Source organism: Noviherbaspirillum pedocola, from assembly GCF_016632335.1.
Classification (GTDB): domain Bacteria; phylum Pseudomonadota; class Gammaproteobacteria; order Burkholderiales; family Burkholderiaceae_D; genus Noviherbaspirillum_A; species Noviherbaspirillum_A pedocola.
Genome location: NZ_JAEPBG010000003.1, coordinates 87,906 through 99,877, shown reverse-complemented (window position 1 = coordinate 99,877; position 11,972 = coordinate 87,906). Strand labels below are relative to the sequence as shown.

11 protein-coding genes and 1 pseudogene are annotated in these 11,972 nt (G+C 55.6%); 5 read left to right on the top strand and 7 right to left on the bottom strand.

Translation table 11 applies throughout. The features are described 5' to 3' along the window. Window positions 1–5: 5 nt before the first annotated feature. From pyrC to JJB74_RS08785, 7 genes and pseudogenes are all read right to left on the bottom strand, one after another. On the bottom strand, window positions 6–1,049 hold the full coding sequence (pyrC, locus tag JJB74_RS08815; RefSeq protein ID WP_200591484.1) for a dihydroorotase: 1,044 nt from the start codon (window positions 1,047–1,049) through the stop codon (window positions 6–8). Window positions 1,050–1,187: 138 nt separating this feature from the next. Beyond that, complete coding sequence (locus JJB74_RS08810) at window positions 1,188–1,913, bottom strand: amino acid ABC transporter ATP-binding protein (protein WP_200591483.1); 726 nt, start codon at window positions 1,911–1,913, stop codon at window positions 1,188–1,190. Between the two features lie 29 nt (window positions 1,914–1,942). After that, a complete protein-coding gene (locus JJB74_RS08805) occupies window positions 1,943–2,635 on the bottom strand; it encodes an amino acid ABC transporter permease (protein WP_200591482.1) in 693 nt (230 codons plus the stop codon). Next, window positions 2,635–3,381: an amino acid ABC transporter permease gene (locus JJB74_RS08800; protein WP_200591481.1), complete on the bottom strand. Its 747-nt coding sequence runs from the start codon at window positions 3,379–3,381 to the stop codon at window positions 2,635–2,637. The genes JJB74_RS08805 and JJB74_RS08800 overlap by 1 nt, the downstream gene beginning before the upstream one ends. Before the next feature lie 162 nt (window positions 3,382–3,543). Next, window positions 3,544–4,488: a transporter substrate-binding domain-containing protein gene (locus JJB74_RS08795; protein ID WP_200591480.1), complete on the bottom strand. Its 945-nt coding sequence runs from the start codon at window positions 4,486–4,488 to the stop codon at window positions 3,544–3,546. A gap of 201 nt (window positions 4,489–4,689) precedes the next feature. Beyond that, window positions 4,690–5,520: pseudogene (locus tag JJB74_RS08790) on the bottom strand (Glu/Leu/Phe/Val family dehydrogenase); the annotation flags it as partial. A gap of 625 nt (window positions 5,521–6,145) precedes the next feature. Beyond that, window positions 6,146–6,382, bottom strand: coding sequence for a helix-turn-helix domain-containing protein (locus tag JJB74_RS08785; protein WP_200591479.1), 237 nt, complete (start codon window positions 6,380–6,382; stop codon window positions 6,146–6,148). 259 nt (window positions 6,383–6,641) lie between these two features. Between JJB74_RS08785 and JJB74_RS08780 the strand changes: the two genes are divergently transcribed. The 5 genes from JJB74_RS08780 (at window position 6,642) to JJB74_RS08760 (ending at window position 11,970) form a co-directional block, all read left to right on the top strand. Beyond that, window positions 6,642–7,214, top strand: a complete 573-nt coding sequence (locus JJB74_RS08780; RefSeq protein WP_200591478.1) for a hypothetical protein — start codon at window positions 6,642–6,644, stop codon at window positions 7,212–7,214. Between the two features lie 89 nt (window positions 7,215–7,303). After that, the gene (locus tag JJB74_RS08775; RefSeq protein WP_200591477.1) at window positions 7,304–8,047 is read left to right on the top strand and encodes a hypothetical protein; all 744 of its coding nucleotides are present in this window, start codon (window positions 7,304–7,306) and stop codon (window positions 8,045–8,047) included. 48 nt (window positions 8,048–8,095) lie between these two features. Beyond that, entirely contained in the window at window positions 8,096–8,461 is a 366-nt protein-coding gene (locus tag JJB74_RS08770) for a BPSL0761 family protein (protein WP_200591476.1), read from the top strand. A 695-nt stretch (window positions 8,462–9,156) separates the two neighbouring features. Next, entirely contained in the window at window positions 9,157–10,743 is a 1,587-nt protein-coding gene (locus tag JJB74_RS08765; protein WP_200591475.1) for an SAVED domain-containing protein, read from the top strand. Between the two features lie 15 nt (window positions 10,744–10,758). Further along, a complete protein-coding gene (locus JJB74_RS08760; protein WP_200591474.1) occupies window positions 10,759–11,970 on the top strand; it encodes a nucleotidyltransferase domain-containing protein in 1,212 nt (403 codons plus the stop codon). The last annotated feature ends 2 nt before the right edge of the window (window positions 11,971–11,972 follow it).

The window sequence follows — 11,972 nt, the reverse complement described above, 5'->3', positions numbered from 1 at the left end:
GCGTGTTAGATCATCTTCCATGCGAGCGTGCCGCCCGCATCAAGGGGAACCACGCTGGTATCGGCCATCGGCAGTTCAGCAGGCAGTTCCCAGCTTTCACGACGCAACGTGATTTTGTCGCTATTTCGCGATAACCCGTAGAAATCTGCGCCATGTAGGCTAGCGAAGCCTTCCAGCTTGTCCAGCGCGCCGGCAGCATCGAATGCCTGCGCATACAGCTCCATCGCGTGCAATGCGGTATAGCACCCTGCGCAGCCACAGGCATGCTCTTTTGCCCCTTTGGGATGTGGCGCGGAATCGGTGCCGAGAAAGAACTTCGCACTGCCCGAGGTGGCTGCTTCCACAAGAGCCTGACGATGCGCCTCACGCTTGAGCACAGGCAAACAATAGTAATGCGGACGAATGCCGCCACGGAAAATCTCGTTGCGGTTGTAGAGCAGATGATGTGCGGTGATAGTAGCGCCAACATGTCCATCGGCGTCGCGCACATAGTGTGCCGCATCCCGGGTGGTGATGTGCTCGAAAACGACCTTCAGTTCCGGCATGTCACGGCGCAATGGAATCATGACGCGGTCAATGAACACCGCCTCGCGGTCGAAAATATCGATGTCCGAGTCGGTCACTTCGCCATGCACCAGTAGCGGCATGCCGACTTCCTGCATCGCTTCCAGGGTACGACGGCATTTGCCGAGATCGGTCACGCCAGCGTCGGAGTTGGTGGTCGCGCCGGCGGGATACAGCTTCACCGCGTGCACCAGGCCGCTGTCCTTCGCCCGGCGGATCTCTTCCGGCGGCGTATTGTCGGTCAGGTAAAGCGTCATCAGCGGCTCAAAGCGCATGTCCCGCGGCAGGGCCGCCAGAATGCGCTCGCGATAGGCCAAGGCTTGCGCGGTGGTGGTAACCGGCGGCTTCAGGTTCGGCATGACGATGGCGCGCGCGAACTGGCGCGCCGTATGCGGCAACACGCTGGCCATGGTCGCACCATCGCGCAGGTGCAGGTGCCAATCGTCGGGGCGCGTAATGGTGAGGCTGGAAATCGGGGTCTGCATGATAGGACGGAAAACGAGGGAAGACGTGATTTTACGGGATAGCGACGCCATTAGCGTGACACGGGCACGCCAGCCGGCATCTGAAAAGACAAGGCCGCTCGGGCTTATGCCACGAGCGGCCCCATGGATGCGGCAGACTTAATGAATGATCTTGGCCAGAAAATCGCGCGCCCGCTCGGAGCGCGGTGTGCCGAAAAATTCATCCTTCGTGCAATCCTCCAGAATGCTGCCCTTGTCCATGAAGACGACCCGATTGGCCACCTTGCGGGCGAAACCCATTTCGTGGGTCACGACCATCATCGTCATGCCTTCCTGGGCCAGCTCGACCATGACGTCCAGCACTTCGTTGATCATTTCCGGATCCAGGGCTGACGTCGGTTCATCGAACAGCATGGCGATCGGGTCCATTGAAAGCGCGCGCGCAATGGCGACGCGCTGCTGCTGCCCACCCGAAAGCTGCCCGGGAAATTTGTCCTTCTGGGCGATGAGCCCGACGCGATCGAGGTATTTCAGGCCACGCTGGGTCGCATCCTCGACGCTGCGCCCGAGGACTTTCACCTGGCCGATCGTCAGATTCTCGCGTATCGACAAGTGCGGAAACAGTTCGAAGTTCTGGAACACCATGCCGATCCGCGCACGAAGCTTGGACAGGTTGGTCTTCGGATCGCCGACCGACACGCCATCGACAATGATTTCCCCCTTCTGAAACGGCTCAAGACCGTTGACCGTCTTGATCAGGGTCGACTTGCCGGAGCCCGAAGGACCGCAGATCACCATGACGTCGCCCTTGGAAACGCTGGTGGTGCAATCGGTCAGCACCTGAAAGCTGCCGTACCACTTGCTGACTTGACGCAGTTCAATCATGAAATTTCTCCCGAATTCGGTTTCGCCATTCAGCGGATGATGGCCACGCGCTGCTGCAGGCGTTTCACCAGCAGGGAAAGGCCATAGCACAGCACAAAGTAAACAATGGCAACGAACAAATACATTTCCACCAGGCGCCCGTCGCGCTGCGCAATCTTGGAAGCGGCGCCGACGAAATCGGTGATGGACAACACGTAAACCAGCGACACGTCCTGGAACAGCACGATAGTCTGGGTCAGCAGCACCGGAATCATGTTGCGGAAAGCCTGCGGCAGCACGACGTTGCCCATCATCTGCCAGTAATTCATGCCGAGCGCATACCCGGCGAACACCTGCCCGCGCGATATGGACTGGATGCCGGCGCGCATGATCTCGCAGTAATACGCAGCTTCAAACAGGATGAAGGTGATGAGCGAGGAAGAAAACGCGCCGACCTGTATCGGTTCCTTCGCACCGATGATCCAGGCGCCGATATAGGGCACGAGGAAGTAGAACCAGAAGATCACCAGCACGAGTGGAATCGAGCGGATCAGGTTGACATAGCCAGTGGCTACCAGCGACACCGCGCGCAGCTTGGACAGGCGCATCATCGCCAGGATCGTGCCAAGGATGATGCCGCCGACCATGGCCAGCAGCGTCAGCTTCAGCGTAAAGACCATGCCGACCTGAAACAGATAAGACCATGAGCGCTCGATGACATTGAAGTCGAAATTGGAAAACATCAGTGACCTCCTCCACCGCCGCTGACAATGAAGCCAGGCACCCTAACCCGGCGTTCGATCCAGTGCATCAAGGCGACGATGATGACATTGACCGCGATATAGATGAGGGTCGCCGCGGTGAAAGCTTCGAACACCTGGAACGAGAACTCTTGCATCGACCGAGCGCGCGCCGTCAGTTCCATCACGCCGATGGTCAATGCGACCGAGCTGTTCTTGATGATGTTCAGGAATTCGCTGGCCAGCGGCGGAACAATGATGCGGAAAGCCATCGGCAGCAGCACGTAGCGATAGGTCTGCGCATTCGTCAATCCGAGCGCGGTGCCGGCAAGCCGTTGCCCACGCGGCAGCGACTGGATGCCCGCAGAAACCTGCACCGCCACACGTGACGAGGTGAAAAAGCCCAGGCTCAGCACTGCCGTGACGAACGCCGCATTCGGCAGCGATTTCAACCAATTGCCGATGCCGACCGGTAGCAGTTCAGGCATCACGAAATACCACAGGAACATCTGCACCAGCAGCGGAATATTGCGAAACAGTTCGACATAGGCATTGGCGAAGCGAGCCGCGAGTCGGTTTGGCGTGGTGCGGATCGTGCCGACGATGGCTCCAAGGACCAAGGCCATGACCCAGGCTGACAGCGCTACGGCCAGCGTCCAGTACAGCCCGGAGAGCAGCGTATCGAAATAAGTACCGATGCCTTCCGGAGAGTCTTCCCAGAAAATGCGCCAGTTCCAGTTGTAATTCATGGGATATCCCCTATTCCATCAGTGCGCTGATTGTATCTTCGGCTCGATAAACGCATAACGTACTGCCAAGAATTTTCCTGACCGTGAAATCAGACCCCTGAAACCCTTCACTGAAATGAAACGGGAGGCCTGCGCCTCCCGCTTCACATATGCCCGGTCAGCTTATTTCTTGCGGCCGGACTTTTGCGCTTCCGGCACGGCTGCATAAGCAGCCGGATCACCGGAATCGGTAGGATGCGCGATCACGGCCTTAAGTTGGTCGCTCATCGGGACGTTCAGATTGACCCCCTTCGGCGGGATCGGAGACTGGAACCACTTTGCGTAGATCTTGTTGATCTCGCCCGACTTGAACACGCCTTCGATGGCGGAATCGACCACCTTCTTGAATTGCGGATCTTCGCGACGCAGCATGATGCCGTACGGCTCGACCGACAACGCTTCCTTGGTGATTTCGTATTCGTTCGGTTCTTTGGAGCTCGCTGCCAGCGAGGCCAGCAGAATGTCGTCCATTGCAAACGCGGTCGCGCGGCCGGTTTCCACCATCAGGAAGGCTTCGGCATGATCCTTGGCAGGGATGACGTTCATGCCGAGATTGCGCTCGCTGTTCAGTGCGACTACCTGTTTCAGGTTCGACGTGCCGGCGGTCGATACCAGAACCTTGCCCTTCATGTCATTCAGCGAGGCAATATGCGACGACTTCTTCGCCAGCAAGCGGTTCGCGGTGACGAAGGTGGTTGGCGCAAATGCCACCTGGCGCTGGCGTTCAAGGTTGTTGGTCGTGGAGCCGCATTCGAGATCGACGGTGCCATTGGCCATCAGCGGAATCCGGGTCGCGGAAGTCACCGGGTTCATCTTCACATTCAGCGAGGTCAGACCGAGTTGCTTCTGCACCGCGCTGACGATCTTCATGCACAGATCGATGGAATAACCCTGGTACGACTGCTTGTCATCGAGATAGGAGAAGGGAATCGAAGAATCGCGCACGCCCAAGGTGATGGTCCCGGTGTCCTTGACCTTTTTCAGCGTGCCGGTCAGATCCTCTGCATGAGCAGCGCCGGAAACGAGGCTGGCGCCGATGAGCAGGCTGGCAACAATGGACAGTTTCATGAAGTCTCCTAATTCGAAAGGGATAATGCATTGCAGAAATTTTACTAAAAAACAATGCGCCGCTCAGTGTAGCAAAATGCAAATTATTCCACGCATTCTTCCGCAAATTTCAGCGCTGATCCTGCGATAGCGAAAAAAAACCGGCACAAGTGCCGGTTTTTCGTACGCGTTACTGTCGCGCTTGAAGGACACAACCACGCATCAGGGATACAAGCCGCGCATTTCACGCGCCTGCAGCACCCTGGAGCAACCGACAATGAACGCGGCCGTACGCAGCGACACCCGTTTTTCATCCGCAATTGCCCATACCGCGCCGAACGCCTCGCGCATGATGCGCGTGAGCCGGGAGTTGATTTCATCTTCGGTCCAGAAGAAGCTGGAGAAATCCTGCACCCATTCGAAGTAGCTGACCGTCACGCCGCCAGCATTGGCGATGACGTCCGGCACCACCAGCACGCCCTTGTCATGCAGGATGTCGTCAGCCGCAGGCGTGGTCGGGCCATTCGCGCCTTCCAGGATGATCTTCGCGCGGATCTGACCCGCATTGGCTTCGGTGATCTGCTGCTCCAGCGCGGCTGGAATGAGGATGTCGCAGTCCAGTGCCCAGAAGCGCGAGCGATCGCTGATCTGTTCGGCCTTCTCGAAACCGGCCACGCTGCCATGTTCGGCCACATGCCGCTGTAACGCAGGAATGTCCAGGCCGCCTTCGGCATACACCGTGGTCTGATGGTCCTGAACCGCGACCACTTTCGCACCAGCCTCCGCGAAAAGCCGCGCCGCGATGCTGCCGACGTTGCCGAAGCCCTGCACCGCAATACGCGCGCCGCTTACTTCCAGGCCGATGCGCGCCGCCGCCTCGCAACCGACGACATACACGCCGCGGCCGGTCGCCTCGCGCCGTCCGAGGCTGCCGCCCATCGAAATCGGCTTGCCGGTGACCACGCCAGTGGCGGTGCTGCCCTGGTTCATCGAATAGGTATCCATCATCCAGGCCATCACCTGCTCGTTGGTGTTGACGTCCGGCGCCGGCACTATCCGGGGTAAATTTCATAACATTTATGATGTGAGTGAGTAAAAACAGTAACTTACCGACCTCACAAAAATGTTAGATATAACGTGCCACTGTAACAATTACTCCGTCACAACATGGCGCTCTAGGATTTACAGCATCTGACCTCACTGCGCTTCCATTTCAGCGAAGGCCTTTTGCTCAGCCAACCACACCTCCACATCGGTCGCTCGCCACCGCAACATTCGGGTGCCCGGGATATGCATTTTGGCCGGTACCAGCCACGGCCGACATCTCATGTTCCGCCGTATAGTGGCAGGAGTCCTTCCTAAGATTTCAGCCAGTTCAAAAACATCCAGGTACGTTGCCATCGCCCATATATCCCGTAAGAGGAGGCGGCCCTTACTAGAGGGCCAGCCTCATTGCTTTGTGATGTATGTGTAGTGACGATAGTTATTCCGCCCGTTGCTGTCGCTTCCCGCCTGGAGAACGACATACGTAGTCCGCCGAGCGCCGAGCGCCGACCCCAGCACCGGCTGTAGGCACGCCGTAGAGCACACCGCGCCTGATACGAGCCCGGGCTGGAAAAAGTCGATGTCCCTCTTACTGGCGCTTTACGCTTTATAGCTTTGGTAATGGCCGCGAACGCTACAGCGCCGACTCATCCGCCAACTCCTCGCCGCGAGCGACAAGCTTCGATGCTGACGTCCCCAGGGCGTCTGCAATTGCAAACAACGAATCCAAGGCTGGAGCCGACACACCGCGCTCGGCCTTTCCTATAACGTTTCTGTGAAGTTTTGCGAGTTCAGCGAGTTTTTCTTGGGATAGCTGTTGCTCAAGCCTTGCTTCCCTGATTGCGGCACCAACGGCCTGAAGACGGTTCATCAAAATTCCAACGTATTTTTTGTTGGAAGTCTCTCAACCTTACGCGCTATAATCTACACACAAATATGTGCAACACAATTGTGTTCATTCTTGCTGTACAAGGCTTTTAGGTGCAATGGCGCCGCCGAGCGCCATGCAGGAAACGTCACAAACTGGCCATCGCAGCACATCATCCGCGACTATGTTTTCCCATCAATTTCTCTCCTCGTATTGCTTTTTCTCTGCTGCCGTAGCGGCACATCGGGACAGCCCAGAGGAAATGAAGAGCGACCCGGACGCCAAAGCAGTCACGGAAGGCTTCAAAAGGGCGACCTCTGGAATGTCAAAGCAGGAGCAAACAATGCTTACGCAATTCATCCTACGGCTGCTCCAACTCCCTGAGGAATACGAGCAAGACAAAAAGCAGCGCTATTACTTGGCGTCTAACCTCGACCGTGAAGCCGCCGAGACTCTCTCCAAGCTAGCCCACGAAAATGATGTCCTCAGTGCCGAGGATTTCATGGCTCGTGCGTTAATTACACAAGATGTGCTCGCTGAGAAGCTTCGGCAACATCGAATTTTCAGACTCCCGTATTGGGCACGCGAACTCCCCATCCGCGGCGAGGAGTTGTACCCCGCCTTTTTTGTCGACCCACGATATCCGCTCTCATCACTAGAAGCTGTATCAATGGCGCTGCGCGCTTCTCCCGGCGAAAGGAAATACCGCTTCTTCACGACGCCGAACATCCTTCTTGAAAACAAGGCGCCACTAGAAGCGTTGGCCGACGGAGAACTCGAGCAAGTAATTATTGCTGCCAAAGCATTCCGACGAAATCCTGTCAGCACGGTATAGAGAAGCGCCCAATCGCCGAACTCAAAGCCTACAACTTCACAATGCCTTGAATTTTATAGTGTGAGTAAAAACGAGCACATCAATCCTCCATGAGCACCGAATCAAGTAACATCCCGCCGAACCTACGTCGCATATTGAATCGATTTGCAATGTTGATTGCATCTCCTAAAGCAACTAAGTGGGAAGGCGTATCAGAAGAAGAAATCAGCACACTGCTCGCGGATTGCATGAATGCCTCAAAAACCGATATTGAAATAGCAAACGCTCTTTTCAGCAAAATAGCGAATCGGCTAGAGGAACTAGAATCCAAATTGAAGTACAAGTTCGGAACAGAATTCAAAAAAGCAACGGAACCATGGCGCCGCATATCAATCGAGCACTTAAAGAAAGATACCGGGGCACCCCTAACTGACGCATTCCCCACCGAAGAAGTAAAAAATGCAGTGAAGCAGCGTCTGCAGAAATGGTTCACAGCAAATCAAGGGACGATAGCGAGCGGAATCAAATCGAAGGACTTACTCACACTACCCGAATTACAAGAAGCGATGAATGCAGAAAAGAAGGACATTCGGAATGCGATTAGAGCTAGCCGTATGTTTTTTGTTATTGGACCAGACCACCAGAAATATTATCCTGCATTCTTTGCCGACTCAAGTCTTTACTTCAGGAAGTGCTTAGAAAAGGTTTGCAAAAAACTCACCGCAGTCCCTGCGGAAGTGAAATACGGTTTTTTTACGACATCCATCCATTGTTTGGGTGACCAAACACCAGTTGAAGCATTGAATGCGGGGAAACTGAGAGAAATTATGGAAATCGCCGGTGACATTCTATAACTTCATAGAAAACTGAGTATCTTAGATTTCGCCAAAGGACAATGCACTATGACGACCCCTGAAGAACGGACGCGCGCGGTCCTCGATGCTCGTCAATTACTCGTATTCTTGGCGTATCCGGCCAGAGAAGAGGAAGTCCCTGAAAGTATCCGATATCAAGCAGAGACGATACTTAGGCATTATCCCGAAGCTAGTGACATGGACATTGCAGGACTTGCATGTCCCAACTTATTCTCTTCTGAACGGCAGACGTTTACGGAAACGAAGAGTAAACATCGAAAGCGCCCCATAAGGACTTCTCCCTTTCTTGAAAAGATGGTTGCAAATGCAGAACCTGTGCTTCTTGGTATCGGCATCGCCTTTGTTTGCATTATAATAATTCTATTTATATCCTTAAGCCGCAAACTTGGGTAAATCTTTTGCGAGCACTTATCCCTTTTTTGCTCCCTATTTTTGTTAATTTCGCTGTCCACACTTTCGTGGTCATAATTGGCAATCAAGTTCTGACACTCAAGATGGACTCATCCATCTTGAGCGTTATGAATTAGTGCCCAATGGCCCGTCGCTATTGGTTGCGCACGACGACGCGAAAGGCGGCAACATGCACTTTATGTCGCAACCTTCCTTCGGAGCCGGCGGTTTGCGATGTCGGCTAAAGGCTCTCTCTTCTCTGGCAGCTCCGGTTGCGGTAGCAATAGTTGGAAGCCTATTAGCCGCCCAGTCGCCCGAATAGCCGCGACTAGAGTCGCAATCGAGCCGGAGCCATCTGCCTCCAAACGCTTATAAGTCCGTAGGGGAATCCCCGACAGTTCTGACATGGCGACTTGGGTAAGCCCTCTGCGAAGACGCTCCGCGCGCAGACGCCTTCCTATTTCGGCGCAGACCTCGTCATCCGATAGGAGGGCCAGATTTGGCATGTATGCACTCTTTTCCACTGAAGAAATTCCTGTAGTTTTACCGAATATTTTCATAAGGTGCCAAATCCGGCCCTTTGCAGTCAAGAAATTAATTGCACTGTGGATAAGGTGCCACTAGAATTGGTAGTTACTGCTGCGCAACCAGAGGCTAACTTTCGCTGCCGTGCGAGGCTGGACAAGAAAAAGGACCTGATGACGTCGCACCTTACAGATGAAGGGCTATCCCAGAAGCTGACCGCGCTCGGCGCTGCCAAGGCGGGCCGGAGACTCTTGGTTGTAGCTGACGCCTTTCACTCCCAGCTTTTCACCGATGACCCAGCCACCGGAGCTTGGATTGAAATCGGGCTCGGCGATATCGCCGACAAATCAATCCCGCTTCTCAAGCCGTTCATCCGTGCGAAGAAGGTGGAATGGGTGACCGTTCCGAAGCTCGACCCGAGGATTGCGCCCGCGGAGCACGGACCCAGCGCGCTCCAAACGAGTTCTGATTTTGACGCTTGGGTAAAGCACCGTGACAAGATAACCATGCCGACCGGCCGACAGGCGGATATCACGCCAAAGGTAGCGCGAGAGGTTGAACGTCTCGCTGCTTGGCGGTGCCAGCTCGACGGTTGTGGCGATGACCTGAGTGCCCACTATGTAGATGGTGCGACAGGAAATTACGCATACTTGGCCCACATTGTGGCAGCGTCGCCGGACGGCCCGCGCGGGGACAAAGTTTGGTCTAGCTTGCTCGCCAATGATGTTAGCAACATCATGCTGCTGTGCGACAAGTGCCATCGCCTGATTGACCGCATCAATCCCGATGCCTATCCACGTGAAGTCTTGGAAGAGATGCGCGAGCGCCATGTCTCTGAGGTCAAGCGGCTGCTCGATACGCTGGCATACCCGAGCGCCCAAATATTGGTCGTTGGCGGGAATATCGCTGGGCAAAATGTGCGCTTCGACCGCAAGGCAGCCGAGGAAGCGATGTGGGAGCGGAAGCTGCGCGCCGCCTCGACACCGCATACGTTTTCTCAGAATGCCGGATTCTTGTGGGACACGGCGACGCCGAACTATTGGGAAACGCTGTTTGAATCGTTGAAAACCGAAATCCCGGCACTCCGTGGCCTGCTCAATGGGTCCAGCCGCGGCGGTGCTGCACCGGCATCGCTTGCTGTTTTCCCCCTGCATAACACTTCGGTGCAAATCTTGAGCGGGCGCCTGCTGGGCGAATCTGGAACGGCGCACGTCTTCCAGTTTCACCGCAACGAGGTCGCCGGTAAAAAGGGGGGCCAATGGCGATGGCCGGACGTGCCGACGCCGGCGCCCGACAAGTTCAAGGTAAACGAACTGCGAGCCTTTCGCGAAGGGGACGCCGAGGCCACCCTGTTGGTGTACCTGACATGCCAAATTCCATCGACCGAACTTCCGGGGCACCTCTTCGATGGCGAAGACTTCGTCCTTCCCACTTTGGAGGTCACAGTCGATGCGCCGTCTCATGCGGCCATTTCCCATCCAATGGATTTGGAATTGGCAGGAAAAGCTTTCGATATTGCGTTGCAAAAGATTCAAGACATCTGGCGTCTACAGCGAATTCATCTTGTAGCAATCGCTCCGTCAAGTACGTGCGTCCGTCTGGGCCAGAAATTTCAAGCCCGTAACCACCGGCCGGTCATGTTGTATGAGCGTAGCCCAGTCAACGCTCCGGCAACCTTCGGGCCTTTTGTTCAAACCATTGAAATTGGTGCCACCGAAGTGCGTCGGCCAGGTACCGGCTCAGTACTCAACCTCGCCTAAAGGAAGAAGCAAACGATGACAACAATGCCCCAGATGCCACAACGACTTGCCCACCTCCTGAAAGCGAGAAACCAGGCCGCCCAGTGGGAATCCTTCATCGCTTCGATGCTGACGAAACTGGAGCTATCGGAAGAGGAACTGGCCCTCGCGACGAAGCATTATCAGCAGCTAGCCACACACATCGCACGTAAGCTTGGTGTTGGCGAGAATGACGTGCACGTCATTGTCCAAGGCTCCATGCGTACGCAAACGACCATCTCCCCGCGGGGCCGTCAAAATTTTGACCTTGATATCGTGGTCAAGCTCACCGGCCCGCGCTTCGAGAACTTGCAGGAGTCCGAAGCTTTCTTCGCCGAATTTGGCGAAGCGTTGCACGGGGTTGCCGATGCGGGCGACCCGGAGCCGAAGCGTCGGTGCTGGCGGCTTAACTACCCGAATCTTCCGTTCTATTTTGATGTGACGCCCGCGGTTCCCGATAACCGCCTGATTACTGGCACCAAGATTCGCGTACGCGACCCGGATACTGTGTGGAGTCCAAGCAATCCTCAAGACTTCGCTGATTGGTTCTGCAATATCGCGGGATTGAGGTTTCCTTTCCAGCGAGTCCAACGGCACTTAACGATGGACGCCACGACGCAGGTCGACCCTGTGCCGAATTCACCGGTTCGCCTTGACGATATCCTTCGGCGCACTGTGCAGCTGGTAAAACTGCACCGCGACAACTATTACTGGGAGCTGGCACCACAACGTAAGGAGTTGGCACCTATCTCAGTAATCCTAGTGACACTGCTGGCGAGTGCATACCTGCGCCTGGCTCAAACACGTCCTAATGACTTCTCGTCGGCTATCGAGGTCGCCTTGGAACTGGTCGAACAAATTCCAGGGGGTCTCCTTCCGCAGGGCGCAGCCATCTGCGTGCCAAACCCGCGGCATCCCGCTGAGAATTTTGCTGACCGCTGGAATAAGGACGGTGGCAAGAGGGCGGCCGAATTCCGTACCTGGTATACCGCACTCCAGCGTGACCTCGAGGGCCTTTTCTCTGAGGATTACGACAAGAAGACTGAACTGCGCATCAGAAACGTGTTCGGCCAGATTGGCGCAGACGCATGGAAGAAAAGTCTCGGCACGCACACCCCGCTGCAAGGTCTTTTGGCTTCCCTGCCGGCCACCAAACGAAGTAATCCGTCGTCGCCCTTGCCGGCTGGCTCGAGAAACACTCTGGGGTAAGC

What these genes read in the sequence shown, in the direction of transcription:
- pyrC (WP_200591484.1), bottom strand. Translation starts at nt 1,049, where the DNA reads ATGCAGACCCCGATTTCCAGCCTCACCATTACGCGCCCCGACGATTGG.
- JJB74_RS08810 (WP_200591483.1), bottom strand. Translation starts at nt 1,913, where the DNA reads ATGATTGAACTGCGTCAAGTCAGCAAGTGGTACGGCAGCTTTCAGGTG.
- JJB74_RS08805 (WP_200591482.1), bottom strand. Translation starts at nt 2,635, where the DNA reads ATGTTTTCCAATTTCGACTTCAATGTCATCGAGCGCTCATGGTCTTAT.
- JJB74_RS08800 (WP_200591481.1), bottom strand. Translation starts at nt 3,381, where the DNA reads ATGAATTACAACTGGAACTGGCGCATTTTCTGGGAAGACTCTCCGGAA.
- JJB74_RS08795 (WP_200591480.1), bottom strand. Translation starts at nt 4,488, where the DNA reads ATGAAACTGTCCATTGTTGCCAGCCTGCTCATCGGCGCCAGCCTCGTT.
- JJB74_RS08785 (WP_200591479.1), bottom strand. Translation starts at nt 6,382, where the DNA reads ATGAACCGTCTTCAGGCCGTTGGTGCCGCAATCAGGGAAGCAAGGCTT.
- JJB74_RS08780 (WP_200591478.1), top strand. Translation starts at nt 6,642, where the DNA reads ATGAAGAGCGACCCGGACGCCAAAGCAGTCACGGAAGGCTTCAAAAGG.
- JJB74_RS08775 (WP_200591477.1), top strand. Translation starts at nt 7,304, where the DNA reads ATGAGCACCGAATCAAGTAACATCCCGCCGAACCTACGTCGCATATTG.
- JJB74_RS08770 (WP_200591476.1), top strand. Translation starts at nt 8,096, where the DNA reads ATGACGACCCCTGAAGAACGGACGCGCGCGGTCCTCGATGCTCGTCAA.
- JJB74_RS08765 (WP_200591475.1), top strand. Translation starts at nt 9,157, where the DNA reads ATGACGTCGCACCTTACAGATGAAGGGCTATCCCAGAAGCTGACCGCG.
- JJB74_RS08760 (WP_200591474.1), top strand. Translation starts at nt 10,759, where the DNA reads ATGACAACAATGCCCCAGATGCCACAACGACTTGCCCACCTCCTGAAA.